Origin of the sequence: Fusibacter sp. 3D3 (assembly GCF_001748365.1) — a bacterium.
In the GTDB taxonomy this organism is placed as follows: domain Bacteria; phylum Bacillota; class Clostridia; order Peptostreptococcales; family Acidaminobacteraceae; genus Fusibacter_A.
The window spans coordinates 227,432-253,338 of the sequence record NZ_BDHH01000003.1; the positions used below are offsets into that span (position 1 = coordinate 227,432).

Here is a 25,907-nt window from a genome sequence, read left to right on the forward strand (position 1 = left end):
CTAGAAGCGTAAAGGCTCCTTTTATGATGTAAAAAATATGTGAATATTTAAATAATTATAGAAAAATAAGATGGGAAATGCTATCATTTATTAAAGTGGTAAGACCAGCAGACCATAAGACCGAATATGTTTTGTTGAAATAATTTGCGAAGGATCAATATCTAAATTGAAAATCCATATTCAAAGGAGAGGCGTTATGGAAATATTAGTGTGTATCAAACAAGTTCCAGGAACCACACAGGTAGAAATTGACGCAGTAACGGGTGTCTTAAAACGCGATGGTGTCGCATCCAAAATGAATCCATATGACTTGTATGCACTTGAAAGTGCAATGATCTTAAAAGAAAAGTATGGTGCAACCGTGAACGTAATGACCATGGGACCAGCACAAGCAGAGCGGATCATCAAGGAAGCCTTTATGATGGGGGCAGATCGTGGTGCGATTCTAAGTGATCGAAAATTTGCGGGATCGGATGTCTGGGCTACCGCATATACATTAGCTCAAGGGACTCGAAAATTCTGTAAACCAGATGTAATTATATGCGGCAAGATGACAACAGATGGTGATACTGCACAGGTGGGACCAGAAATGGCAGAATTCTTAGACATGCCACACATCGCCAATGTCCTGAAGATTATTGAAGTGACGGATGCCCATATTACCGTGGAAATGGATATGCCACAGACTGTTGAAGTGGCTAGAGTCAAGTTCCCGTGTCTCATAACAGTGGAAAAAGGTATTTTTCAACCCAGACTGCCATCTTATAAATTGAAAAAGGCAACAGCCCATTTCAACATTCAATATTTTGCATTAAAAGATCTAGAAGATCAAGATGAAATGAAGTATGGCCTAAATGGTTCGCCGACTCAAGTGAAGCGCATATTTCCACCAATAGGAAATGATGCACATGAGATTTGGGAAGGGAATAGTGATATTTTAACCCATCAAATATTTGAATCGTTAATGCGATCAAAGTTTATTTAGGAGGACAAGATGGCGAAAATTCTTATTCACGATGAATATGTGAAATCACCAGATAAACTGATAAAATTATGTCCCTTTAATGCAATTGAATACATGGATTCTAAGTTAAGCATTAACAGTGGCTGTAAAATGTGCAAGCTCTGTGTGAAGCAAGCACCAGAAATCTTTGAGTTTGTTGAAGCGCAAATAAGGGGCATTCATAAAGAGGAATGGAAAGGCGTTGCCGTTTATATGGACCATGTTGAAGGCAATATCCACCCAGTATCATTTGAGCTCATTGGCAAAGCAAGAGCACTAGCGGAGAAAATCAATCACCCAGTCCATGCGGTGCTTATGGGCAGTCATATGGAGCACGCTGCAGAACAAATCTTAAAATATGGTGTGGATGAAGTGTTTTTATACGATGATGTGGCACTTGAAAACTTTCGAATTGAACCCTATGCAGCTTGTTTTGAAGATTACATTTTAGCACATAAGCCGAGCATTGTCCTTGTGGGTGGAACAACTATCGGAAGATCACTGGCACCTAGGCTTGCAGCACGGTTTAGAACAGGGCTCACAGCGGATTGTACTTTTTTAGACGTTCAAGAGAATACGGATTTAGATCAAATTAGACCTGCTTTTGGAGGTAATATCATGGCACATATTCACACGCCCAATCATAGACCCCAATTTGCAACGGTGAGATATAAAATTTTCGATGCACCAGAAATGATTAAAACGCCTTTTGGAAAAATTACAAAGTGTACTTTGGACCAAAGTTTATTGAAGTCTCAGATTGATGTACTTGAAGTTCACGCTAAAGAAAAATCAGAGAGTATTGAAGATGCTGAAGTGATTGTCGTTGTAGGCTCTGCTTTTAAAAAGAAAGAAGATCTCAATATGGCCTTTAAACTGGCGGATCTTCTGGATGCCAGAGTGGCAAGTACGAGACCTTTGATCGAAAAAGGCTGGATGGATGCCAAACTTCAAATCGGTCTCAGCGGGCGTACCGTGAGACCTAAACTCATTATCACTTGTGGTGTTTCTGGCTCTGTTCAGTTCGTGGCTGGCATGAAGGGTGCAGATCAAATAATGGCGATCAATATAGATAAAGAAGCTTCTATATTTAATACGGCACACTATGCCATCGTAGGGGATATTTATGAAGTACTTCCAAAACTTATTGAGCGCATTGAAAACGAGAGAGCGTAGGAGGTTGAGATGCAAGTGACTTATAAAAAAATAGATCAACAGGATATAGAATTTTTCCAATCCGTTATGCCAAAGTCTCGTCTATTTGTCGGTGATGAAATTCATGAAGACTATTCAAAAGATGAACTTGCGGGTGTTCATCAATATCCAGACGTTGTTGTTGAAGTGATTAATGCACAGGAAATATCCAGTTTGCTCAAGTATTGTTATGAAAATAATATCCCAGTAACGCCTAGAGGCCAAGGGACAGGGCTAGTGGGTGCCAGCGTTGCAATTCATGGTGGACTGATGATTTCCACTGTGAAGATGGATCATTTCCTTGAACTGGATAAGGAAAATCTCACTTTAACGGTTGAACCGGGCGTCCTTTTAATGGAGATTTCAAAGTATGTCGAGGCTGAAGATTTATTTTATCCACCAGATCCAGGTGAAAAATCAGCGACAATTGGCGGCAATATTTCAACCAATGCTGGGGGGATGAGAGCCGTTAAATATGGCGTTACACGAGACTTTGTCAGGGGACTAGAAGTGGTCCTCATGAATGGCGATATCATTGAGGTAGGGGGTAAAGTCGTCAAGAATTCTTCTGGATATAGTATTAAAGATTTGATTGTTGGCTCTGAGGGGACGCTGGGGGTTATAACGAAAGCGATTTTAAAGCTTTTACCCTTACCAAAGGTTGCAATCAGTTTATTGGTGCCGTTTCCAACCCTAGAACAAGCTGTTGAAACGGTTCCCATGATCATCAAATCCAAGTTTATTCCAACAGCGATTGAGTATATGGAAAGACGCGTTATTAAAAATGCCGAAGATTTTCTAGGTAAGCAATTTCCGGATGCTTCATCAGATGCCTATCTTTTATTGACTTTCGATGGCAATTCGTATGATGAAGTAGAGCGCATTTACGAAAAAGTGGCAGAGGTATGTTTAGAGGGTGGTGCACTGGATATTTTTATTTCTGATACTCAAGAGCGTCAAGAATCCATTTGGTCAGCAAGAGGGGCGTTCCTTGAAGGGATTAAAGCTTCAACAACAGAGATGGATGAATGTGACGTCGTTGTGCCTAGGAATCAGGTTGCACAGTTTGTTAAATTTACAAAAGAGGTTGAGCAGAGTGTAGATATCAGAATTGCGAGTTTTGGGCATGCTGGTGATGGCAATCTTCATGTGTATGTGCTTAAAGATCAATATTCTGATGCAGTCTATAAAGAAAAGCTTGGAGAAGCTTTTGATTTATTATACAAAAGAGCCGCTGAATTAGGGGGGCACGTTTCAGGAGAACATGGCATAGGCTACGCCAAACTGCCTTATTTAAGAGCACAACAAGGTGATGTCTACATGAATCTACTTAAAAGTATCAAATATGCTTTTGATCCCAAAGGGTTACTGAATCCTGGGAAGGTTTGCTAGAGATTCAAGAGCCGGATTGTTTTACCTGTAGTATAGTGATATAGTAAAATAAAATGGCATATTGCAGGAGGATACAGTATGAAATACAATTTTGACGAAGTCATTGATAGACAAAATACCAATGCGATTAAGTATGAGCCAAGTGTATTGAAAGAAATGTTTAAATCAGAGGATGTGTTGCCACTTTGGGTGGCAGATATGGATTTTAAATGTCCAGACGTCGTTGTAAACGCTATTTTAAAACGCGCAGAACATGGCATATTTGGTTACTCTGATGGTGATGATTCGTATTACGAGGTCTTTATGGATTGGAATAAACGCCGAAATCAGTGGGAAATCCAGCGCGAATGGATCTGCTATACCCCTGGAATCGTCCCCGCTGTGAATTATATCGTTCAGGCATTTTGTCACACAGGGGATAAAGTCATCATTCAAAATCCTGTTTACTACCCTTTTGCTCAAGCAATTTTAAATAATGGCGCTCAAGTCGTGACGAATCCACTTAAGCGTGAAGGCGATCAATACGTGATGGACTATGAAGATTTTGAGACTAAAGCAAAAGACCCGAGAGTGAAGCTCTTTATTTTATGCAGCCCCCACAATCCCATCGGTCGTGTCTGGAGAAAAGAGGAACTGGAGAGAATAGGTGAAATCTGCTTGGCAAATGATGTCTTGGTTGTGTCTGATGAAATTCACTCAGATCTTATAATGAATGGTTATAAGCATATTCCTTTTGCGAGTCTTTCAAAAGCATTTGCAGCGCATTCAATCACTTGTATGGCACCTTCAAAGACATTTAACATCGCAGGTCTACAGATTTCCAATATCGTTATACCAGATGCGCATATCAGAATGGCCTATCAGACGATTCTTGAAAATAACGCTATTAGACATCCGAATACGTTTGGGATTGTGGCCCAAAAATCAGCATATGGTGAAGGCGAAGCTTGGTTAGGTGAAGTTTTAGAATATATTGAAGCCAATATGGATTATATAGATGATTTTGTTAAGACACGCCTACCAGAAATTACGTTTGTTAAACCCGAAGCCACTTATCTTGCATGGCTGGACATGAGCCGATTGGGTATGAACCCAGAGGAACTTGAGACGTGGATGCAAACAGAAGTAAAACTTGCGCTTGATGAAGGCTATATCTTTGGCGAAGGTGGCGAAGGCTATGAGCGCATTAATGCGGCCTGCCCGAGGTCTATTTTAAAAGAAGCCTTAGAGCGTATTGAAAAGGCAGTAAAAAAGAGAAGCTTGTGAAAAAAATGAAAATCATCCAGTGGCACATTTGTTAAGCGCCACGAGTTGATCAGAGCAGAACATCATGAGGAGAACACAAAATGAGTCTGAAGAAAAGAGGCCTTTAGAATCGACAGAATCTGATGAAATTGATTTGTTGCCCGCTGAAGGGAAGACGATAGAGGCATTTGTTCCAAAGGGTTGGAAATTGATGGACTCCATAAACGTGGATTTTAATAACGACGGGTTTATGGATGTGATTGGAGTTCTTGAAGTGGACGGTTCCGATATGACACCAGATGATATTTATGACTCGCCACGCCTACTATTTGCAATTGAAAACAGTGGTGATACGTCTTTTAAATTGAGTTTTCAAGATGAAAACTTGATAAGAACTCAATTTGAGGGCGGTGTATTTGGCGATCCCTATCTGCCTCTTAGTGTAGAAAATGGAAATTTTTCAACGCATGCCTATGGCGGTAGTTCTTGGAAGTGGTCAGAGGATCGTACTTATAGCTATAGAAATGGCGACTGGTATTTGATCGCCTCAGAAGAAACGTATGGACAAGGGCCCTATATCACACAATATCGACAAAATAATTATGATACAAGGGTTGGGAAGAGAAGTTATAACAGTGAAAATGATGAAATTATGATGCAAAGGGGAGAATCTTGGACTGCCTTTGATTTAGAGTTTGAAATAGAAATTGAAGCCCCTTTAAAGTTAAAGACATTTAGCATAAGGAATGCCTTTGATCGAGAACAAATAGAAGATAAGCGCGCGGATAAGGTGATCGTTTCGGAAGCACTGAAACTAGATGAAGACCAAGTAACAGCTTTGAAGCAAAAAGCAATAGCCATTGAACAAGTCTGTTTTAAAGACCTTGAGTTCATCGCATATACCTTTAAAAGTGATGATGGAAAGTTTGAATATTTAGCAGTTTACAACAGATCTTCTGGCATCTCCACTATAGTGGATCAGTGTGAGCGATTAGAAGAGGATTGGCTATCTAGTTTTGAGTATGTGGTCATTGATCAAGGGTATATTTATTACAATGGATATGCTTCAGAAACGATCCACTATACAGATGATCAGGGTGAATCCTCAAGGTCTGATGAACTCGTGTCTTCATACTTGTGTTCAGTGAGCATAGACGGTACAGATAAAAAAATACGCTTTACGTATGATAACCAAGTAGATGCAGAGGGGCGTTATCCCTATATATCCATAACTTTTGAAATTCATGCAGGGAAAATAATTTTGTCCACTTATAGTGAACACGAAATCAGTTATACACGCATGAATTTAGAGAGCAGTGAAATGGAGTTTTTAGGCAATATAAAGAATTGAACGGCCAAGCGTATATGTTCTTCCCAATTAAAAAATTATAAAAACAGCTGAAATGTGCTATAGAAATGCAAAACAGCCTAAGAGTACATTTCAGATTTTCCTACTGTCATAAGCCCAATGCAACAGGGCTTGTCTCTGCTTTCTTCTACACTCTAAATTTTGGGGCTCACAATTCTTTCTGATGGCGCCAACATGTCTTCTTATAGCTTTCCATCTTTTAATTTGGCGCTGATCTTCTTCTGGAAGACGTCTTCCGTAGTAATAACGACAATACCACTGGAACCAGCCGCGTGGGTCGACAGGGTGAATCCAGCCCTTATCTGCCCATGTTTTTAAGGGGAGAGAGGCATCAACTTTAAAATAATTCAATTCGATATCTTTGAATTTAGGTGATAACTTTGCATTTTCAAACCATTCTTTTGGAAATTCATCAAGGCAATCTGTCATATACTTGCCACCAAAAACACCGAGTTCAAGCATTTCCTGTGGGGATAATTCTGGTAAAAATTCAGGATCAAAATGCTTGCCGATTTCTTCGGTGAGATAATAAAAGCCCTTTTGCATTTTGTCATCAATTATGATCTTGTGATGCATGGTGGACCTCCTTTTATGCTGATATTTCCAGATCTATATCTGCTCGTATGCAATTTGACCATCCAGTACGGTCATTAGGATGGAAATATTTTTAATTTCAATGGGATCTATGCTGAAAATATCTTGATCTATAATAACAAAATCCGCTAATTTGCCGAGTTCTAAAGTGCCCTTATACAGTTCTTCAAAAGCACTATACGCACCGTTGAGGGTATAGGCCTTCAAGGCTTCATTAACAGTAAGGCATTCAGTGATTAAATAAGGTGTTTCAGGTTGATTGTTTAAATCCTTACGGACAACTGCGGTGTATATGTTTTCAAATGGATTATAGTCAACCACAGGTGCATCGGTTCCAAAACAAAGTTTTATATTAGATTCAAGCATTGTTTTAAACGCATATGCATTATTGGCACGATGCGAGAGGCGATTATCAACAATATGAAGATCATAATCTAAGAAAATAGGTTGAATGTAAGCAAGCAGATGAAGATCGGACATAGAACGTATAATATCGGGCGTCATCACTTGAGCATGAACAATCCCATGTCGATGATCAGCCTCTTTGTTAAATGAGGGCACATTTTTTAATGCTTCGACAAACATATCCATTGCCTTATCGCCAATACAATGTGCAGCAACTTGGAATCCATAGTGTTGAGTGCGCTGAATTAGGCGGTTGAGCTCGTTCTGCTCAAAACAGGCAATCCCTGAATTTAGAAGATCATCACTGTAGGGCTCACGCAGTAGAGCCGTTCGCGCACCTAAAGAACCATCCAAAAGCAGTTTAACGGGACCAATCTTGAAAAAGGCATCCCCTTGTCCTGTTCTGTAGTGCTTCTTTGCAAACGCTTCGAAATCAGATTCTTCAAAAAAGAGGCATTGCTGATAAACTCTTACAGGTAGTTTTTTTTCATGATTTAATTCATGATAGGCTTGAAGGACTTTTTCATAGTCACGATCGGGCATACAACATAGATCATCGGACTGTACAGAGGTGACCCCTTGTTTAAGCAGTGCGTTAGAAGCCTTCAAAATCATGTCTTTAATTTCATCTTTACTCGGAGAGGGGACAGCTGCATATAGCGCATTGAGTGCGTCTTCTTGAAATAACCCTTTGTCCGTATTTATATTTTCATCATGAGTATCAAGTGAATTCATTCCAATTGTATTGAGTGCCACAGTATTACAGACCGCAATGTGCCCACAAGCTCTCGTAAAAATAATAGGAATCGTGTGAGAAATGCGATCTAAATCTGCTCGAGTGGGATATCTTTTTTCCTTGAGCTTGTCCTGATTCCAACCACGGCCCAATAACCACATCTCGCTAGAAAAAGCATGCGTCTTAATAAATGCCAGTGTACCGTCGATTATATTTTCGATAGAGTTAAACGGATCCAGATTGAGCATGGTCATGGCATAACCCGTGTTTAACAAATGAATATGGCTATCGTTAAATCCAGGGACTACGGTCTTACCATGAAGGTCAATCCTTTCGTCGTATTCCGATTTGGTGGCTTGAGCCTCTGTATCTAAACCTAAAAAAATAATCTTGCTATCCTTAATGCCAATCGCTTCATAAAAAGTATTGTTTGAATCGAGAGATGCAATTTTCCCATTATAAAATAACCGTTTCATGATTTACGCGCTCCTATCTTCTTCCTTACAATTATGAATTAAGCAATCTGTTACACCCCTATTATACGCTATAGATTTTAATAGTCAATTCATGTGTTAAGCGTGTTCTTGCACTTACCGAAGTATGGCCTTTTAGGCTTAGGGTAGAAGGGGTGCGGGTCTTGTCTTGATATTACACGTAAAAAAAGGGTACATAGTAAATGCTTTAAATGGGTATAATAGAAATACGATAAGATAAGGGACGGGTGTAACATGATAAAAATAATGAAAAAAGGGTTTATATTATCACTTATCATGAGTATCATTTTGGGGAACCTGACGGACACAGTGATTAACTTTGCTACTGAGGCGCATCGCGTACTTTTTATTAATTCTTACAATTGGGCATACGACACAGTTCCTGAGCAACTGGATGGCGTGAGAGCGGTTTTAGAGGCAGAAGGCATAGCCCTTGATATTGAGTATATGGACACCAAACGATTTGATGATGCTGAGAATTATGAGCACTATTATAACTTTTTAAAGTATCGCTTGGATCACGGTGAGCCCTATGACGTCATCTTAGTAAGTGACGATAATGCTTTGAAATTTTTGATAGATCATCGTGAAGCCTTGGTCAAAGAAGCTTCTGTGGTGTTCTTCGGAATCAATGATTCTGATAGGGTTAATGAAGCCGCGGCGATAAAGGGTTTTTATGGGCTCTATGAAACCACGTCCATTAAGGAAAATCTTGATTTAGCGAAAGCATTGCAACCAGAAGCAGATGAGTTCTTGATTGTCACGGATAGAACGACAACAGGCATTGGGGATTCGAAGAGCTATTTAAAGTATCGAGAAATGTTTCCAGATATGACTTTTTCTATCGTTAATTTTTCAGAGTATTCTTTAGAGGCATTTCAGTTATGGTTACAAGGCATCAAACAAAATCAAATCCTTATTTACATGACGATGATGGTAGATGCAGATGAAAATGTCTATACAATGAATGAAGCCATTGCGATTTTGGCACAATATGCAAATGTACCTGTTTTCAGGCCCACTATCGGTGGTGTGGGCAAAGGTCTTTTGGGCGGATACATGAAGTCCTATGAGAAACAAGGTCGTATTGCGGCTGAAGCTGCTGTCAATATTATTAATGGTGATCCAATGCCAGTGGATTCACTGATATTGGAGCGACCCAATCAGTATGTGGTGGATTATAATATCATGAAAAAGTTTAATCTGAACATGGCTGTATTGCCAGAGGAAACGATAATCATCAACAGTCCTCTGACGCTTTACGAGCAATACCGCACGCTTTTAGTGCCACTTGCGCTGGGGCTCAGTTTCCTTATGGTGATTGTGGTGGCTTTAGTATTTGATAATCATAGGCGCAGGCTCGTAGAGCTGAAGCTTCGGGGTAAAAACTTAGAACTCTCTGGCTTATTTGAAGAATTGATGTCATCTGAGGAGGAGCTAAGGGAGCAAAATCAATTGCTCAGTCAAAGCAGACAACAGTTAAGTGAGAGTGAGCAACGTTATAAAGAGCTTGCTTACAGTGATATCTTGACAGGACTCAATAACCGTATTGCCATGTATCGTGCATTAAACCATTTGATTGCAGATCGGGCCGTTTCAGGGGCATTGTATTTCATCGACTTGGATCAATTTAAATATATAAATGATTCAAGAGGGCACTTAACGGGAGATGCGGTACTCTGCATCATCGGGGAAAGATTGAAACGGATGGAAAGTGACCAAGTGATTGCAAATCGCCTTGGCGGGGATGAGTTTGTTCTGATTGTGCATGAATCTAATCCCAATCATGAAATGGATCAGTTGTTCATTAATCGTCTATTTGGGGTGATTGAAGAGGCTGTTTATGTGGAGCAACAAGAATTTTACTTAACGTGTAGTATCGGCATTGTAAAGTTTCCAGAACAAGGACGTTCAGCAAACGAGTTGATACGTAAAGCGGACATTGCGATGTATAAGGCAAAAGAAGCTGGTCGTGCACGTGCAATTGTCTATAATGATTTTATGCATTCTGGTACCGAAGAAATTTTAGAGATGCAAAAGCACATCCGTCATGCGCTTGAAAAAAATGAATTTCGACTTTTTTTACAACCCCAAATTAATTTGGACAAGGAAGTCATTTGTGGGTTTGAAGGTTTAATAAGATGGGAGAAAGAAGACGGTCATATGATTTCGCCTTTGGATTTTATTCCTGTGGCAGAACGTCTGGGGATCATTCATCGAATTGGCCAATGGGTTTTAAAGCAAGCGTGTGATGACATTCAGTATTTTGCTGAAATGTCATATTCGAGCGTAAAAATTGCTGTAAATGTATCTGCGATTGAACTGACAAGAGCCGATTTTGACGATGACTTTATGAAGGTATTAGAGGCATGCAATATTAATCCAAATCAAATTGTAATAGAACTTACGGAAAGTAGCCTCCTTGAAATTTCGGAGACGCACCTGAAAAAGTTAAAATCGCTTAGAGACAAAGGCATTGAAATTCATTTAGATGACTTTGGGACGGGTTATTCCTCGTTGAATTATTTGAGACATCTCCCTATAGATGTGGTTAAAATCGATAGAGAATTTATCAAAGATGTGGCTATTTATGAAGCACAAATGCTGCTTACAAAGAGTATTATTGAAATTGTCCACAATCTTGGCAAGACAGTTATTGCAGAAGGTGTAGAAACTAAAGAACAAGTGGATATCTTAAGAGAAATGGGGTGCGATCGAGTACAAGGTTATTATTACGCAAGACCGATGTGCCTTGCGGATGCAGCAGTTTATTTGAAGACATACCCAGTTGAATGAAGCTTAACACATAATAGAGATAAAACTAAGATCAAGCCTTTAGAATTGTGTATTGACAAGTTCAAGTCATAAACATAAGATAAAACTAAAAGATGCAGCAAATTGGGAGCAACCAGATGAACTTGATCAGTAACGCAATCATCAATATATATTCTATACTATTGTTAATCATTTTGGGGCGTTATGTATGGCGATATACTCAGTTAGAAACTGTTCAGAACAAACTCTATGTGATTATGCTCAACCTAACTATTGCCATGCTTGTGGCAGATATCTTTGGTCGGTTTGATGGTAATCCTGGGACCTTCTATCCTGTGATTAATCATGCCGCTAATTTTTTTGTTTTTTTGCTCAGTCCAGTTTTGCCATCATTGTGGCTTTTATATGTTTACTTCCAGTTGTTTAAAAATCAGAGAAAGCCTCGAAATGTAATACGCCTAATTGTAGTCTTTAATGTAACTAACGTGGTTTTTTTAACGATTTCTCAGTTTAATGGCTGGTATTATTATATGGATTCAGGTAACATTTATCATAGAGGGCCACTTTTTATACTGTGTGAAGCCATCACACTGGGCATTATGTTATTAGCCTTTTCGTTAACTGTTTTGCACGGCAAAGCGGTTGATAAGAAAGCCTTTTTATCCCTTTTATTTTTCCCTATTCCGCCGCTTATAGCCATAGTGCTTCAAACTTTTTTTTACGGCATATCCTTAATGCTCAATTGCGTTGTCTTGTCTCTGCTCATCGTATTTTTGAACATTCAAAACCACAGTATCCACATGGATTATTTAACAGGTGTGTATAATCGAAAGAAATTACAAAGTTATCTACAGGAAAAAATCAATAAGAGCACAGCGGATCGAACGTTTTCAGCGATACTCATTGATTTGGATGATTTTAAGTGCATAAATGATACCTTTGGACATAATGTAGGGGATTTAGTCCTTGAGATTTCGGCACAATTGATACGAGAATCTTTGAGACCAAATGATTTCATCGCTCGATTTGGGGGTGATGAGTTTTGTGCTGTAGTGGATATATCTGATGAAAATGAACTTGCCGTGCTTGTTTGTGAAATAAAAGAACGTGTTAAAAACTATAATGAATTGAGTCTTAATCCCTATAAAGTAGAACTGAGTATGGGCTATGCAGTGTATGATTACAAGGCTCATATGAGTCTTGAAGATTTTCAGAGAAAGATTGATGCATTGATGTATGAAAATAAGCGGATCAATAAGTTTCAGTGGTGTACACGTATAGGAGGCAACCGTTGATCTATTTAGAAAAATTCATTTTGCCAAGTAAGGATAGAGAGTTTAATTTTTTTATAGAGATAAAAAGGCAATGTTACAATACTTTTTATCCTTTTCAGGTATTCGCTTATCCTGAAGATTTGCAGCTTGATTTTGAACCCATTACAATTCTATATGGGGGCAATGGCTCTGGTAAAACCACAGCCTTAAATGTGATTGCAGAAAAATTGGGCTTAAAAAGAGAATCCGTCTTCAATCAGTCCAACTTTTTTGAGGCTTATTTAAAGTATTGTGATCACAGAATAGAAGCGCACATCCCAGAACATAGTGCAATTATCACAAGTGATGATGTTTTCGATTATGCACTGAATATCAGAAATTTGAATCTCGGCATTGATCAAAAGCGGACGGATATGTTTGAAGGTTATTTAGAGGCTAAGTATTCAGATTTTAAGATGAACTCCTTAGAAGATTATGAGCGCCTTAAAATGGTGAATCAAACGAGAAGTAAGACACAATCTCGATATATCAGAGAAAATCTAATCTCTAATATAAGAAGTCGATCTAATGGCGAAAATGCTTTTAAATACTTTACAGAGAAGATCACAGAAAAGGGTCTTTTTCTTTTGGATGAGCCAGAAAACAGCCTGTCTCCAAAAATGCAGTTGAAACTGAAATCCTTTATAGAAGAAGCGGTGAGATATTTCGGCTGTCAAATTATCATGTCCACGCATTCGCCTTTTTTGCTTTCGATTGAAGGGGCAAAAATCTATGATTTTGATAGTGACCCCGTTGAGATTAAAAACTGGTTGGAACTTGAACATATCAAAAAATATTATGAGCTTTTTAAAGACATTGAGATATGAGCATGAAAAAAAGAATGCCCATAACACTTTAATGCAGTATTCCAGAAATCATCAAGGCACTGTAGATGAGTAATAAGCCCATCGATAAATTGAAAAGTTTCTCATATTTTGAGAGAAATTTATTAAAAAGTGAGCCAAATACGGCCCAGCACGAATTAGAGGTAAAAGCGACCATTGCTAAAAATATGGAAAAGAACACGAGTTGGTAGGTTAAGTTAAAATAAGGGATTATAAAATTGGAAGTGAGTGTAATACCATAGAGGATTACTTTTGGATTGATGAATTGAAGCAACATACCGGATTTATATGAGTTTAAGGCTGAATCGCTGTTTTCACCCATAAAATCCTCATGAGGCGTTTTCTTTATCCGAAAGCCCATGATGTTCAAAGCTAAGTAGAGCATGTAAAGTGCACCTATAATACTCATAAAATGATTGATTTTTGGCATGAATGCCGCTAGAAGGATATTGAAACAACTCGATAGGAGCATTATGAAGAAGAACCCCGTAGTGACACCTAATATAAATCTTAATGTTTTTTTATAACCCACTCGACTGGCGTTTGCCATGGACATGATATTATTGGGTCCAGGTGTAAAAGTAACCACAAAAACATAGGATAAAAAAGCACTTAAATTGAACATGGTGAACCTCCTTTATGAAAATGTTGTTGGTGATCTTCACAAAGTCAATTGAAAGATAACCGTTAATCTGATAGAATTATACAATAAAACTATCCCTATAGAAAGGGATGGTTTTTCTAATTTAATAGGGGGAGATTTTGTGGATATCTACATAGAATTATGCAGAAAGAGTGATATACCATTGTATATTCAAATATATGAAGGTTATAGAAAGGCTATACTAAGTGGCGTATTTAGGCCGCATACAAAGTTGATGTCCGTCATGCAACTCAAACGATCGCTTTGCGTGAGCCGTAACACGATTGAAATGGCGTATTTGCAACTGTTGTCCGAGGGCTATATTTTTAGTAAAAAAGGCAGCGGTTATTTTGTATCTGAATTGGATAATGTGGCACAGCTTGACTACTCTAAGGATTTAAATGATATCCGCTCAATGCGTATAAATGAATTTGAAAGTTTGCATTTGATCAGATCAGACATAAAATATGATTTCAAACCAGGCTCTGTTGAACGCGATGCATTTCCTTTTAAAAAGTGGAATGAAATTGCACAAAATGTAATGAACAGAGAAAATCGAGAAATTTTGATGTACTCAGATCCACGCGGGGAATTAGCCTTTCGGCGTGAAATCTCAGTTTACCTAAAAAGATCAAGGGGCGTACAGTGTCATCCAGACCAAATCCTTCTAGGGGCGGGGACACAAACGCTGATTAGTTTGCTTTGCCTCATATTGAGGGATGAGAAACCGTTAAACGTAGCGGTTGAGGACCCCGGATTTACAGCGGTTAGAAAAGCTTTTGAATGGAATGCATGTGAGATCATACCGATTCCCTTAAAAGATAATGTCTTTGATATTTCAGCGCTTAAGAGCATTGAGCAGAAACTTTCTATCATCTATCTAACGCCTTCAAACCAACATCCTATGGGAGGTCTTTTGAATGTGTCGGAGAGACTTACTTTATTGAACTGGGCAAAAAATCGAGAGACCTATATCATTGAAGACGATTATGACAGTGAGTACCGATACAATATTCATCCAGTGCCAACGATGTTCAGTTTGGACCAATTTGATCAAGTGATCTATATGGGCACTTTTTCTAAAACGTTGTTTCCGGCAATGCATGTGGGCTATATGGTCTTACCTTGTAAGCTAGCAAATGCGTTTGCTGAAATCGGATGTTATTATAATCAAACTGTATCCAAGCTACATCAACTTACCATAGCAGAATTCATGAAATGTGGCTTATTTGAAAAACATATCAGAAAACTGCGAACACTTTATGGGAAAAAACATCAAAAGATAGTAAATGCCATTCGAGAAGTCTTTGGTGAACACGCTTATATTATTGGGGATCGAGCAGGTGTGAATTTGGCACTTCGCATCATATTGCCCTTTTCTGAAAATGATCTCATTATGCGTGCAAAACATGCAGGTATTGCGGTATACCCTATTTCTTTTTATTGTTCTAATCCGAATCCACATGAGAAAAGAGCCAATAATGACATCTTTCTTGGATATGGACATATGGCACTTGATGAAATAGACGATGCCATTATACTTTTAGGAGAAGCGTACTCATGTTATAATGGCATATACGGATAGGAACATCTCTCATATAGGTTGTATGAAAACGTTTATTGAGGGCCTTTTGAAATCCTAACTACATAATCATTTTATGTGAAATTTGATGGAAGGGTACAATTTATTGTACAAAGATATGAAATCTATGAAAAAAGTAAAGATTGGCGATAGATATGATTATCTGTATGTCGTTATAGGGATCATCATTATTTTTTTGCTCACGGAATTTTCATTTCAGTACTATTCTGATGCGCATGATAAGTCGCGTAATAGCGAACTCAATCAGCATGCCCAAAAGAGTGCACAATTAATACAAGAAAGCATCATGCGTAAAATTTATGTTGTGGATACGTTAAAAATCATATTGGAACTCACGGATTATAATGTAGCAAAATTTGATGACTGGGCACCACGCATTTATGAGGTCGAACCAGGGATCTCTTCTGTACAACTTGCACCTAATGGCATCGTCAGTTTCATATATCCTTTAGAGGGCAATGAAAAAGCGATTGGCCACAATTTGCTTGAAGATAAGAATCGAGATGATGGGGCTAAGCTCGCTATTGAAACGGAAGAATTGATTTTTATTGGGCCCATCACTTTAATACAAAATGGCAAAAAGGCGATTATTGCTAGGAGACCGATTTTTACGAGTCAAGCGTCTAAAAAAATATTTTGGGGATTTTCAATAGTTGTAATAGAAGTAGAAGATATTGGATTTGACGATTTCGTTGATGAAGATGAATACCATTATAGAGTTTTAGGCAATAATCCAGATTATAAAGAACAATCTGTTATTTATGAAAAGGGGCCTTATGGTGGTGCATTTAAATCAGAAAGCACTATATCAGTCCCTGGTGGTCAATGGGTCATTCAAATGTCACTGAAAGAAAATCCCGATTTTAAAATGATGCACGCTGTCTTTTATTTGGTTGGGATGATAAGCGCAGGGCTATTTTCATGGTTTAGTGTAAAAAAATACAAACAAGCATTAGAAATTCAAAACTTAAATAGTGAACTTGAAAAAATGAATTCTGAGGATGCTTTGACAGGGTGTCACAATAGGCGATATTTTGAGGCATTGGCAATTAGAGCGCAAGACAGAACGATTCGGGATCAAACGGTAATGGCCATCATTATGTTTGATATTGATTTTTTTAAGCATGTAAATGATCAATATGGACACTCTGTAGGTGATATGGTTTTAAAAAAACTTGCTGAAATTATGGCGGATAATGTAAGGGCGTCAGATGATTTTGCCCGTTGGGGTGGCGAAGAATTCATTATTTTATTACCAAATACCAGTGATGAAGAAGCTATTGAAATCGCTGAGGCACTGAGGCGTAAAATAGAAAATAATATCTTCGATAACGACTTGAAAATAACGGCAAGCTTTGGTGTTACAGTGTATAAGTCAGCGGAAAGCTATGTGGACCTATTTAAAAGAGTCGATAGCGCGGTTTATCTCGCTAAAGAAAAGGGCAGAAATCAAGTTGTTTATCTATCCTAAAACAAGTGGCATACAACTAAAAAAAGCCCTCAGAGCAGAAGATGATTCATGCGCTTGAGGGCTCTTTTAATACGAGAACCTTAATTTGGATTTAATAAATACTTTGAATAAATCGTTTTAAATTTTCATCTTTTGGATTTTCAAAGATTTCTTCGGGTGTGCCCATTTCGGCGATTTGACCTTCATTTACAAAGATGACGCGATCGGACACTTCACGTGCGAAGCCCATCTCATGCGTAACAATGAGCATGGTCATCCCTTCTTTAGCCAGCTGCTGAATAACTTGTAAAACTTCGCCAACGAGTTCTGGATCAAGTGCAGAAGTCGGTTCGTCGAACAGCATGATATCCGGTTTCATCGCCAGTGCGCGTGCAATAGCCACGCGCTGTTTCTGACCGCCAGAGAGCATGGCAGGGTAAACCTTTGCTTTATCTTCGAGCCCTACTTTTTTGAGTAATTTAAGCGCCTGTTCAGTTGCTTCTGCCTTGGAAATATTTTGAACGACACGAGGGCCTAAAGTGATGTTCTCAATGATTTTTTTGTGAGGAAAGAGGTAGAAATGTTGAAATACCATGCCAATGCGCTCTCGTAATTTTATAAAGCCTTTTTGACCGTGTTTGACATTCTCACCTTCAAATATTATTTCGCCCTTGTTACGTTTTTCAAGGCCGTTAATACAACGGAGCATCGTACTTTTCCCAGAACCGCTGCCGCCGATGATACTGATCACTTCGCCTTCATAGACTTCAAGATCAATCCCTTTTAGAACTTCAAGGTCGCCAAAGTGCTTATGAAGATTTTTGATTTCTAAGACAATTTTATCGTTCATTGACACTTAACCTCCTTTCAACAATTTTCAGAGCAAAGCTGAGGAGTGTAATGATCAAGTAGTAATAGCAACCTGCCACGAATAAGATTGGAAAAGGATCATAGGTTGCTGCAACGAATTGCCTTGCAATGAGCATGGTCTCAGTAATGGTGATAACACTGGCAAGTGAAGAATCTTTAACCGCAATAATAAATTGGTTGCCCAGTGCCGGTATGGCTTGTTTTACAGCCTGAGGCAGTGTGATGTAGTAAAAAATCTGGAGTCTGTTCATGCCGATGGCTTTTCCAGCCTCTACTTGACCAGGATGAACCGCATTGAGCGCGCCTCTGAAGATCTCACTGATATAAGCACCACTGTGGAATGCAAGGCCGATACAAGCGGATGTAAAACCGCTGAATTTCAATCCAAGCATAGGCAGACCGTAAAAAATGAAATAGAGTTGTAAGAGCAATGGGGTCCCTCTTACGATGGAGATATAAATATCTGTTATTTTCTCTAAAATTTTGAGGCGTGTGAGCTTTAAGAGCATCACAAGTAAGCCAAAGATTGTACCCAAAAATATTGAAAAAACAGAGAGCTGCAAAGTTAATCCAACTGCAGGTAAAAATTTAGGTGCAAATTTTAAAGCGACTTCAAAAAATGAAATCATTTGATCGTAAAATAGGGTTAAGTGTTCTAAAAATACTGTCATTTAAGTCACCCTATTGTTCTAATATGTTGACGCCAAACCACTTTTCACTGATTTCTTGGTAAGTGCCATTTTCAATAATTGTTGCAAGTGCTGCATTGAGTTTCTCAAGTAAAACCGTGTCGTCTTTTCTGACGGCAATCCCAATTTCTTCTGCATAGAGCATTGTACCTGCGGGTTTGATATCTACATCGTATTTCTCAGGGGCCTGTAAACCCACAAATTTTCCAGTTACTAAACCGTCCATACGCCCTTGTCCAAGTGCCATGAAATTATCCACATCACTTTCAAATTGCATGATGTCGGCTATATTCTCTTTTTCTTTTAGCATATCGTGGAAAGTTGTACCGGTTACAACACCCACGATGCCCTCTTGTAATGCATCTAAGTTCTCAATATTGGAATCGGTGGGCACAAAGAATTGGGCACCGTCATAATAGTATGGGCTTGTGAAGTTTACTTTTTCTAGGCGTGCCTCGGTAATGGCCATACTGCCGATAATGGTATCGAAACGCTTGCTGGTTAATCCGCCTAGAATACCATCCCAAGCAGTCGTAATCGGTACGGCCTTAACACCTAATTGTTCAGCTAAAGCATTGGCGATATCGATATCAAATCCAGTGAGATTGCCATCGCTGTCTATAAAATTGAATGGGGGATAAGCGCCTGTCATGGCAAAGGTCATCTCTTTTGAAGATGCGACTTTGTCGTAGGTGGTTTCTGTTTTAGATTGACATCCAAACAGTGTCAGTAGCATCATACTCACGAGTAATCCTAATGTCATCCTTTTCAAAATAGTTTTTCTTTTTAATGCAATTTTCTTTTTTCTCATTTTTTTCCTCCTTGAAAATACAATTTCCAGTTCTTCTTTTAAACTGGAAAATAGATAATAAATAAGGCACTCTAGCTCTATTTTTCAATAGAGTTAGAGTGCCTAAATTTCGCAATAAGCTCATTTTATACCACATAATTGTAGCAAAGGTCATGACGTTTCCGTCCTAACCAGACCCCAGTTCTAATACTTGTTTTTCCGCTATGATTTCATTTACCGAAAAGCTTACACCAATCCACTAAAAGCGTATCCATGCTCGAAATTCAATTACTCAAATAGCTTACTTCACGTATTTCTGATCATACTATTCCTTAAAACTTTATCATAAATATTGAGTTGTGTCAAATTCGCAATAAATGTGTGCGTTGTGTGCTGATTCATATGAAACTCAAAACGAAATTGACTTTGATTATTTCTGTGATGCTTGTGATGATTTTTACAGTAATTCTTGTCTTTGTTTATATTCAAAGCAGTGAGCGTATTAAAGAGGGAGAAATAACATTTGTAGAAACGCTCTATGAATCTATCAGGGCCAATCAAATGACAGAAGTTGAGAACCTTAAAATTGCCGTGATGGGCATTGCCAATAATCCTGAGGTTCAAACTCTATTTTATAAAAAGGATAGAGCAGGACTTACACAGTTACTGCTTCCTGTGTATGAATCTATTCAAACACAGGTTGCTCAATTTCAATTTCATTTACCGGACTCCACGTCGTTCTTGCGATTACACAAATTAGAAAAATACGGCGATTCGCTTAAAGATTTCAGGTTTACCGTAAATGATGCCAACGACAAAAAGGAAACCGTTGCAGGAATAGAAGAAGGCGTTGCGGGTTATGGGTTGACATAGAAGCAGCAAGGGCCGGAGAGTCAGGAAAAGGATTTGCAGTGGTCGCTAATGAGGTCAGAAAGCTTGCAGAACAAAGTTCAGATGCTACATCGGAGATTCAGAGTACGATTGGAGAAATAGAAAAACTGATTGCAAACACTCAAAATATGATGGATGTAACACTGGAAAAGTCAAAAGACTCTAAAGTATTGATTGAGGAGAGTTCTCATATTTTCAGTGACATAGAAAAATCAGCAAAAGAAGTGAGTGGTTCAATTGAGAGCCTAAGCGTTTATAATGTTCTTGTTGTTGAAAGTATGAATCAAGTGTTGAATGCTATTGAAAATATTTCAGCGGTTACTGAAGAATCTGCTGCTGCTGCAGAGCAGGTGAGCGCAACGGCACAGTTAGGTAGAGAAGAGGTTAAACAGATAATCGAGGTGATCAAGGGTCTAAATGAGTTGATCACAGAACTAGATCGCTCGGTATCCTTATTCAAAATATAAATGGGGTTTCTGCTTTACTATTTGCATAGAAACGGTTAATATAACTCTTGAGGAGAAGTCCCTCACTTTTTAAAGTGGGGGGTTCTTATTCTCGGTTCAGTGGGAGCCCAAACGTCCACTGAATGCAATCCGAGAGGATTGCGAGGGGGTTACGGAGATAGCGAAGCGGACTGAGTATACGCTTTGATAGCTTCGTAGAGTGTTGCTGAACTCAATTAAGAAGAGGAGAATTTCAATGCAAAATTATAAAATGTGCATTGCATATGATGGCAGGAAGTACAAAGGCTTTAATACGATAAAGGACGATACGGAAAAGAGCATACAAGGCAAACTTGAAGCTATTTTATTAAAGCTTTATGAAAAAGAAGTGGAAGTGATCGGTGCGGTGAGCACAGATGCGGGTGTACATGCGACCGGCCAAATCGTTAACTTTAAAGCGGTTGATGAGCGATTAACTGAAAAAGAGCTCTTGGATTACTTTGAAAAATATTTGACGGATGATATTATTGTCTTATCCATAGAGGCTGTAGATGAGCGATTTCACAGTCGATACCTTTCAAAAAAAGTGACTTATGAGTACCATTTGTGGAAAAAAGATGCACCTAATAGACCTCTATTTGAGAGACAATATGTCAATCTCATGAATCAATTACTAGATGTCGCTAAGATTCAAAAGGCAGCAAAAGATTTTTTAGGGGAACATGATTTTTCGGCTTTTACAACCAATAAGAAAGTGAAAAATCCAGTTAAAGAAGTCTTTGCACTGGACGTAGAGGACACAGAACATGAAATCATCATAACGTTAACCGCCAGTGGATTTTTGCTCAATATGGAACGGTTGATGGTGGGGACATTAGTTCAGGTGGGGCTTGGACAGCTTCCAATAAATGCAGTGGAACAAGCTTTAATGGCTCAAGATACGAAATTTGTAGGACATAAAGCGGGTGCGGATGCACTTACGCTGATGCATGTCGAATATTAGAAAAAACTTTATACCTTGATCCTGTGATGCGCATAAAGCAACTGAAAACATGCTATTCAGTCAAAATCCGTTCCATTTAAAATCAAATTTAAATGGAACGGATTTTTCTTGTGGTGAGGTAAATGGAATGTCTTCTATGAGTTTTATTTTGCATCAGGGTTTGCGCTGAGTACTTTCGCGATTTATGATTTGGAAACCCAGCATGTACTTTCGTATAATTGAAGGCTCGTGAATGTTCTCAACAACGAATTGAGCAGCAACTTCCCCAGAATGAAAATAATCAAATTTGATAGAGGTAATAGAGGGATTAAAGTATACTGAAATTTCAAGATCGTCAAATCCTGCGACAGAAACGTCTTCGGGAACGGATAGACCGTGGCTTGTAAGATAGTTAATAGCACCAATGGCTAAGTAGTCGGTAGCCGCAAAGATAGCAGTAGGCGGTATTTCAGAATTTGAAAATATAGATGAGGCACCCTTAAAACCAGATTGAAGCTCAAAAGAGCCTTCATAAATATAATTTTGAATTAGTGGAACGCCATGTGTTTTAAGTGCATCCATATAGCCCAGTTTACGTTCTTGTCCCACTGGGGAGCGTTCTTTGTCGATGCCAATAAAGGCAATTTGTTTGTGTCCTTGGCTTATGAAGTGTTCAACGATTGCTTTGGAGGATTTATACTCATCATAAGAGACTGCACTTCTTTTGATCAGCGGGTCGTCTAGCCCTAAGATGATCAGTGGTGTCGTAAGCGTATTGATCAGATGTCTTAAAGCGAGCGTCATATTTCCTGGAAAGAAAATAATGCCATCCACTTGTTTTTTTTGTAAAAATTCAAAATGACTTATTTCTATGGCTTCATCTGCCTTGGAGCAGAGTAAGATCACATTGTACCCATTTTCAGATAAACGCAGTGTGATGCCTTCTACAATATCTGCGAAAACATTTGTATTGATGCGAGGGACGATGACACCGATCAATCGTGTCTCTTTTATGACCAATTCCTTTGCGAGGGCATTCGGCCGATAACCGGTTTCTCTGACAACTTCTAAAACCCGTTGACGCATTTCGGCATTTACACGCTCTGGAGTGTTTAGAACTCTCGAAACAGTTGATTTAGAAACCTTAGCGAGTTTTGCAACATCTTTGATGTTCATGAATGCCTCCTGATGATTAATCGATTAAAGGGTTGCTCAATTTTTGACTTTGACACTCTGACTAAATATGACTTTACGGAAATATGTTGAGATGCTATAATCATAGCATAGAAACCGGTCCCTCAAAAAGAAGAAATATGAGACTTGGCGAAACCATTAAATCAAATATACGCGTAAGTGTTTATAAAACAATGCTTTGACGATAATTAATAAAAAATTAAGATGTAAAAATAAAATGAAGTTACGAACATTAAGGAACCGATTTCTCAAAGATAAGGAGTTTTATAATGAAAGAATTACTAGTGACCGCCATTGAAAAACATAAAGCAGAAATTATAGATATAGGCAATACTATTTTTAGGAATCCTGAACTGGGTTTTAAAGAATTTGGGACGGCTGAGAAAATGACAGCCTACTTAAATCAGATCGGAATTGAAGTTGAAAATGAGATATCTGTAACGGGTCTTCGAGGTATGCTGGGTAAAGCAGGTATTAATATCTGTTTGATTGCAGAAATGGATGCCATTCCAACATTCGGGCATCCCTTTGCATCAAAAGATCAACATGCAGCTCATGCCTGTGCACACTCAAATCAAGTTGCGATTATGCTGGGTGTGATGAAGGCGATCGCTGAAACGGGGATGCTCGAAAAAACGGGTGGCAGAATCACTATAATAGGAACACCTGCAGAGGAGTTTACAGATTTAGAATATCGTAAAACGCTTGTTAAAGCAGGTCAAATTTCATATTATTCAGGTAAACAAGATATGATCTCAAAGGGGATCTTTGATGATGTGGATCTTGTGATTTCTTGCCATAGTATGGGCGGTGTAGAAGGTCAAAAAGCGGATGTGAATGCGACTTTAAACGGTTTTATTTCAAAACAAATCATCTATCATGGGCAAACCGCACATGCAGGAGCGCAGCCTCATCTTGGGATAAATGCTTTAAACGCCGCGACGATTGGCCTCAGTGCAGTGAATGCACAACGAGAAACTTTTCATGAGTCCTATAAAATTCGTGTACATGCCATTATTAAAGAAGGTGGCGAAACGGTAAACAGTATTCCGGGTAAAGTCGTTTTAGAAGCCATGGTCAGGGGCAACTCACTTGAAGCTCTTGTGGAGGCGAATTATAAGGTAAATCGTGCATTTGATGCAGGCGCTTATGCAGTAGGTGCCACATGTGAAATTATCGACGCGGTTGGCTTTTTACCCTTTCATCAATGTGCAGATTTATCTGCTGTCGTGAAGCAAAACCTAGGGACTTTAATCGGAGAAGAAAACATCATCGATGGATTCGAATCCACAGCATCGGGTGACATTGGTGACTTAAGCGCCATTTTACCTACAATTCAATTTGGTTTCAGTGGTTTCAGTGGCAATATTCACGGGCCGAACTTTTGCGTCGTAGATGAGGAGATGGCTTATATTACACCGGCAAAAGCCATTGTGATGACGCTATATGACTTACTTTGCGATGATGCGGCACTGGCAAGAAAGATTATTGAAGACAATCCACCTTCGGATACAAAGGCGGGTTATGTGGAACGTTGGCTTAAAAATGGCTTATTGGATATGAAATTAAAGTCTAGTTTAAAATAAAAGAAGGAGTATATTAGTGCCACTGACTAAGGGGGTACTTTATATAGCAGATATTGTTTAAAATGTAGGAGGAAAATAAGAAAATGAAGAAAATTTTAAGTATGATACTCGTGCTTGCACTGGCAACGGTAATGGTTGCATGTGGTTCTAAACCCGCAGCGAGCACAAACGAAGCAACACCAGCGGAAACCGCTTCAGAGGCAGCAGCACCAGCACCAGAAGCAATACCAGCTCCAGCAGAAGTGACGAAAATAGTGCTTTTGGTTTCAGGTTCACTTGGCGATAAATCGTTCCATGATTCATCACAAGCGGGTATGGACATGATTAAAGAAAAGTACGGTGACAAAGTAGAAATTAAGACGATTGAAATGGGTTCTGATAAAACAAAATTCATTCCAACGCTTGAAGACGTTTCAGATGAAGATTGGAATGTCATTGTAACAGGCACTTTCCATATGAAAGAACCTGTCGAAGAAGTCGCACCACTTTATCCGGATAAGACTTATGTTTTATTTGATACAGCAGTGGATTATGAAGGGATTGACGGCCTTAATAATGTTTATTCCATTACGTATAAACAAAATGAAGCGGGTTTCTTAGCGGGTGCTTTTGCAGCTCAAATGACAACGATGACAGAGATCGAGAACATCAATCCAGATAAAAAAATCGGCTTTTTAGGCGCAATGGATATTCCGGTTGTCAACGATTTCTTAGTCGGCTATATTGAAGGCGCAAAATACATTGATGAAGAGATGAAAGTGGATATTTCATACATCGATTCATACAGTGATGCAGCGAAAGGCAAAGAGCTTGCACTGATTCAATATCAAAATCAAAGTGTGGATATTGGCTTTAATGTTGCAGGTCGAGCAGGTTTAGGTCAAATTGAAGCGGCGAATGAAGCGAATGCTTACGCGATTGGCGTAGATTCGGATCAAGCGGCACTTTTTGCAGATAGCCCTGAAAAAGCGGCTAGAATTTTCACTTCTGCACTTAAACGCGTGGATAATTCACTTTTAAGAGCAGCAGATATGTACTTTGAAGGCACGCTTCCGCTTGGTAAAGTTGAGGAAATCGGTCTTGAAAATAATGGCGTTGGTCTTGCAACTTACGATCCAGCAACAAGCGTTGTCCCTCAAGCGGTTGTGGATAAGGTTGAAGATTTAAAGAAACAAGTGATTGAAGGCACGATTGTTGTACCATCTGCTATTGGAATGGATTCAGACACACTCAGTGCAATTAAAGCTTCTGTACAATAACCGTTAATAAGAACTCTATAATAAAAGAAGCTTGCAACTCTGCAAGCTTCTTTATTGAATATGCATCTGTAAACTGGGGTAATAAACTTGAATACAAAGACGTGAAGGCATCAGTTGTTAATATGGATTTGAAAGGGTG

The 25,907-nt window shown here is 38.8% G+C and carries 22 protein-coding genes; 15 read left to right on the top strand and 7 right to left on the bottom strand.

The genetic code is table 11. The annotated features are described in order from the left end of the window. Window positions 1–196 precede the first annotated feature (196 nt). The 5 genes from F3D3_RS04955 to F3D3_RS04975 all read left to right on the top strand — a co-directional run bounded on the left by F3D3_RS04955 (window position 197) and on the right by F3D3_RS04975 (window position 6,185). Window positions 197–985 (top strand): electron transfer flavoprotein subunit beta/FixA family protein, encoded by a 789-nt coding sequence (locus F3D3_RS04955; RefSeq protein WP_069871747.1) that lies wholly within the window; start codon window positions 197–199, stop codon window positions 983–985. A 9-nt stretch (window positions 986–994) separates the two neighbouring features. After that, complete coding sequence (locus tag F3D3_RS04960; protein WP_069871749.1) at window positions 995–2,179, top strand: electron transfer flavoprotein subunit alpha/FixB family protein; 1,185 nt, start codon at window positions 995–997, stop codon at window positions 2,177–2,179. 15 nt (window positions 2,180–2,194) lie between these two features. Then, on the top strand, window positions 2,195–3,589 hold the full coding sequence (locus tag F3D3_RS04965; RefSeq protein WP_374700064.1) for an FAD-binding oxidoreductase: 1,395 nt from the start codon (window positions 2,195–2,197) through the stop codon (window positions 3,587–3,589). Between the two features lie 78 nt (window positions 3,590–3,667). Beyond that, complete coding sequence (locus F3D3_RS04970) at window positions 3,668–4,855, top strand: MalY/PatB family protein (protein WP_069871752.1); 1,188 nt, start codon at window positions 3,668–3,670, stop codon at window positions 4,853–4,855. A gap of 64 nt (window positions 4,856–4,919) precedes the next feature. Then, complete coding sequence (locus tag F3D3_RS04975; RefSeq protein WP_069871754.1) at window positions 4,920–6,185, top strand: hypothetical protein; 1,266 nt, start codon at window positions 4,920–4,922, stop codon at window positions 6,183–6,185. A 90-nt stretch (window positions 6,186–6,275) separates the two neighbouring features. Here the strand turns inward: F3D3_RS04975 and F3D3_RS04980 are convergent, their stop codons facing one another. After that, entirely contained in the window at window positions 6,276–6,779 is a 504-nt protein-coding gene (locus tag F3D3_RS04980; RefSeq protein WP_069871756.1) for a hypothetical protein, read from the bottom strand. Between the two features lie 33 nt (window positions 6,780–6,812). Continuing rightward, window positions 6,813–8,414: an amidohydrolase gene (locus F3D3_RS04985; protein WP_069871758.1), complete on the bottom strand. Its 1,602-nt coding sequence runs from the start codon at window positions 8,412–8,414 to the stop codon at window positions 6,813–6,815. Between the two features lie 294 nt (window positions 8,415–8,708). On the opposite strand from F3D3_RS04985, the gene F3D3_RS04990 reads away from it, so the two are divergent. The 3 genes from F3D3_RS04990 (at window position 8,709) to F3D3_RS05000 (ending at window position 13,347) form a co-directional block, all read left to right on the top strand. Next, window positions 8,709–11,228 (top strand): EAL domain-containing protein, encoded by a 2,520-nt coding sequence (locus F3D3_RS04990; RefSeq protein ID WP_175438296.1) that lies wholly within the window; start codon window positions 8,709–8,711, stop codon window positions 11,226–11,228. 116 nt (window positions 11,229–11,344) lie between these two features. Next, on the top strand, window positions 11,345–12,502 hold the full coding sequence (locus tag F3D3_RS04995; RefSeq protein WP_069871761.1) for a GGDEF domain-containing protein: 1,158 nt from the start codon (window positions 11,345–11,347) through the stop codon (window positions 12,500–12,502). Continuing rightward, on the top strand, window positions 12,499–13,347 hold the full coding sequence (locus F3D3_RS05000) for an AAA family ATPase (RefSeq protein WP_069871763.1): 849 nt from the start codon (window positions 12,499–12,501) through the stop codon (window positions 13,345–13,347). Before F3D3_RS04995 ends, F3D3_RS05000 begins: the two co-directional genes overlap by 4 nt. Window positions 13,348–13,375: 28 nt before the next feature. Here F3D3_RS05000 and F3D3_RS05005 read toward each other — a convergent pair whose 3' ends face one another. After that, the gene (locus F3D3_RS05005) at window positions 13,376–13,990 is read right to left on the bottom strand and encodes a LysE family transporter (protein WP_069871765.1); all 615 of its coding nucleotides are present in this window, start codon (window positions 13,988–13,990) and stop codon (window positions 13,376–13,378) included. A 139-nt stretch (window positions 13,991–14,129) separates the two neighbouring features. Between F3D3_RS05005 and F3D3_RS05010 the strand changes: the two genes are divergently transcribed. Beyond that, on the top strand, window positions 14,130–15,593 hold the full coding sequence (locus F3D3_RS05010) for a PLP-dependent aminotransferase family protein (RefSeq protein ID WP_069871767.1): 1,464 nt from the start codon (window positions 14,130–14,132) through the stop codon (window positions 15,591–15,593). Window positions 15,594–15,717: 124 nt separating this feature from the next. Continuing rightward, on the top strand, window positions 15,718–17,082 hold the full coding sequence (locus F3D3_RS05015) for a diguanylate cyclase (RefSeq protein ID WP_175438297.1): 1,365 nt from the start codon (window positions 15,718–15,720) through the stop codon (window positions 17,080–17,082). A gap of 91 nt (window positions 17,083–17,173) precedes the next feature. Here F3D3_RS05015 and F3D3_RS05020 read toward each other — a convergent pair whose 3' ends face one another. Genes F3D3_RS05020 through F3D3_RS05030 form a run of 3 tightly spaced genes read right to left on the bottom strand, consistent with a single transcriptional unit; the run spans window position 17,174 to window position 19,431 of the window. Next, entirely contained in the window at window positions 17,174–17,911 is a 738-nt protein-coding gene (locus tag F3D3_RS05020; protein ID WP_069871770.1) for an amino acid ABC transporter ATP-binding protein, read from the bottom strand. After that, window positions 17,901–18,602: an amino acid ABC transporter permease gene (locus tag F3D3_RS05025; RefSeq protein WP_084388833.1), complete on the bottom strand. Its 702-nt coding sequence runs from the start codon at window positions 18,600–18,602 to the stop codon at window positions 17,901–17,903. Before F3D3_RS05025 ends, F3D3_RS05020 begins: the two co-directional genes overlap by 11 nt. A gap of 10 nt (window positions 18,603–18,612) precedes the next feature. Further along, complete coding sequence (locus F3D3_RS05030; protein ID WP_069871772.1) at window positions 18,613–19,431, bottom strand: ABC transporter substrate-binding protein; 819 nt, start codon at window positions 19,429–19,431, stop codon at window positions 18,613–18,615. 381 nt (window positions 19,432–19,812) lie between these two features. On the opposite strand from F3D3_RS05030, the gene F3D3_RS05035 reads away from it, so the two are divergent. From F3D3_RS05035 to truA, 3 genes are all read left to right on the top strand, one after another. After that, on the top strand, window positions 19,813–20,283 hold the full coding sequence (locus F3D3_RS05035; protein ID WP_139132020.1) for a cache domain-containing protein: 471 nt from the start codon (window positions 19,813–19,815) through the stop codon (window positions 20,281–20,283). Window positions 20,284–20,321: 38 nt separating this feature from the next. Continuing rightward, the gene (locus F3D3_RS05040; RefSeq protein WP_069871776.1) at window positions 20,322–20,768 is read left to right on the top strand and encodes a methyl-accepting chemotaxis protein; all 447 of its coding nucleotides are present in this window, start codon (window positions 20,322–20,324) and stop codon (window positions 20,766–20,768) included. A 235-nt stretch (window positions 20,769–21,003) separates the two neighbouring features. Further along, window positions 21,004–21,750, top strand: a complete 747-nt coding sequence (truA, locus tag F3D3_RS05045; RefSeq protein ID WP_069871777.1) for a tRNA pseudouridine(38-40) synthase TruA — start codon at window positions 21,004–21,006, stop codon at window positions 21,748–21,750. A 153-nt stretch (window positions 21,751–21,903) separates the two neighbouring features. On the opposite strand, the gene F3D3_RS05050 is transcribed toward truA, so the two are convergent. After that, on the bottom strand, window positions 21,904–22,905 hold the full coding sequence (locus F3D3_RS05050) for a LacI family DNA-binding transcriptional regulator (protein WP_069871778.1): 1,002 nt from the start codon (window positions 22,903–22,905) through the stop codon (window positions 21,904–21,906). Between the two features lie 287 nt (window positions 22,906–23,192). Between F3D3_RS05050 and F3D3_RS05055 the strand changes: the two genes are divergently transcribed. Both F3D3_RS05055 and F3D3_RS05060 read left to right on the top strand, forming a co-directional pair. Next, on the top strand, window positions 23,193–24,509 hold the full coding sequence (locus F3D3_RS05055; RefSeq protein ID WP_069871780.1) for an amidohydrolase: 1,317 nt from the start codon (window positions 23,193–23,195) through the stop codon (window positions 24,507–24,509). An 83-nt stretch (window positions 24,510–24,592) separates the two neighbouring features. After that, window positions 24,593–25,768, top strand: coding sequence for a BMP family ABC transporter substrate-binding protein (locus tag F3D3_RS05060; RefSeq protein ID WP_084388835.1), 1,176 nt, complete (start codon window positions 24,593–24,595; stop codon window positions 25,766–25,768). Window positions 25,769–25,907 lie beyond the last annotated feature (139 nt).

Bases quoted from the DNA above. Each gene is read 5' to 3' on its own strand.
- F3D3_RS05035 (WP_139132020.1), top strand. From the start codon at position 19,813: ATGAAACTCAAAACGAAATTGACTTTGATTATTTCTGTGATGCTTGTG.
- F3D3_RS05030 (WP_069871772.1), bottom strand. From the start codon at position 19,431: ATGAGAAAAAAGAAAATTGCATTAAAAAGAAAAACTATTTTGAAAAGG.
- F3D3_RS05050 (WP_069871778.1), bottom strand. From the start codon at position 22,905: ATGAACATCAAAGATGTTGCAAAACTCGCTAAGGTTTCTAAATCAACT.
- F3D3_RS05025 (WP_084388833.1), bottom strand. From the start codon at position 18,602: ATGACAGTATTTTTAGAACACTTAACCCTATTTTACGATCAAATGATT.
- F3D3_RS04975 (WP_069871754.1), top strand. From the start codon at position 4,920: ATGAGGAGAACACAAAATGAGTCTGAAGAAAAGAGGCCTTTAGAATCG.
- F3D3_RS04995 (WP_069871761.1), top strand. From the start codon at position 11,345: ATGAACTTGATCAGTAACGCAATCATCAATATATATTCTATACTATTG.
- F3D3_RS04960 (WP_069871749.1), top strand. From the start codon at position 995: ATGGCGAAAATTCTTATTCACGATGAATATGTGAAATCACCAGATAAA.
- F3D3_RS04990 (WP_175438296.1), top strand. From the start codon at position 8,709: ATGAGTATCATTTTGGGGAACCTGACGGACACAGTGATTAACTTTGCT.
- F3D3_RS04985 (WP_069871758.1), bottom strand. From the start codon at position 8,414: ATGAAACGGTTATTTTATAATGGGAAAATTGCATCTCTCGATTCAAAC.
- F3D3_RS05015 (WP_175438297.1), top strand. From the start codon at position 15,718: ATGAAAAAAGTAAAGATTGGCGATAGATATGATTATCTGTATGTCGTT.
- F3D3_RS05055 (WP_069871780.1), top strand. From the start codon at position 23,193: ATGAAAGAATTACTAGTGACCGCCATTGAAAAACATAAAGCAGAAATT.
- truA (WP_069871777.1), top strand. From the start codon at position 21,004: ATGCAAAATTATAAAATGTGCATTGCATATGATGGCAGGAAGTACAAA.
- F3D3_RS04955 (WP_069871747.1), top strand. From the start codon at position 197: ATGGAAATATTAGTGTGTATCAAACAAGTTCCAGGAACCACACAGGTA.
- F3D3_RS04970 (WP_069871752.1), top strand. From the start codon at position 3,668: ATGAAATACAATTTTGACGAAGTCATTGATAGACAAAATACCAATGCG.
- F3D3_RS05020 (WP_069871770.1), bottom strand. From the start codon at position 17,911: ATGAACGATAAAATTGTCTTAGAAATCAAAAATCTTCATAAGCACTTT.
- F3D3_RS05060 (WP_084388835.1), top strand. From the start codon at position 24,593: ATGAAGAAAATTTTAAGTATGATACTCGTGCTTGCACTGGCAACGGTA.
- F3D3_RS04980 (WP_069871756.1), bottom strand. From the start codon at position 6,779: ATGCATCACAAGATCATAATTGATGACAAAATGCAAAAGGGCTTTTAT.
- F3D3_RS05005 (WP_069871765.1), bottom strand. From the start codon at position 13,990: ATGTTCAATTTAAGTGCTTTTTTATCCTATGTTTTTGTGGTTACTTTT.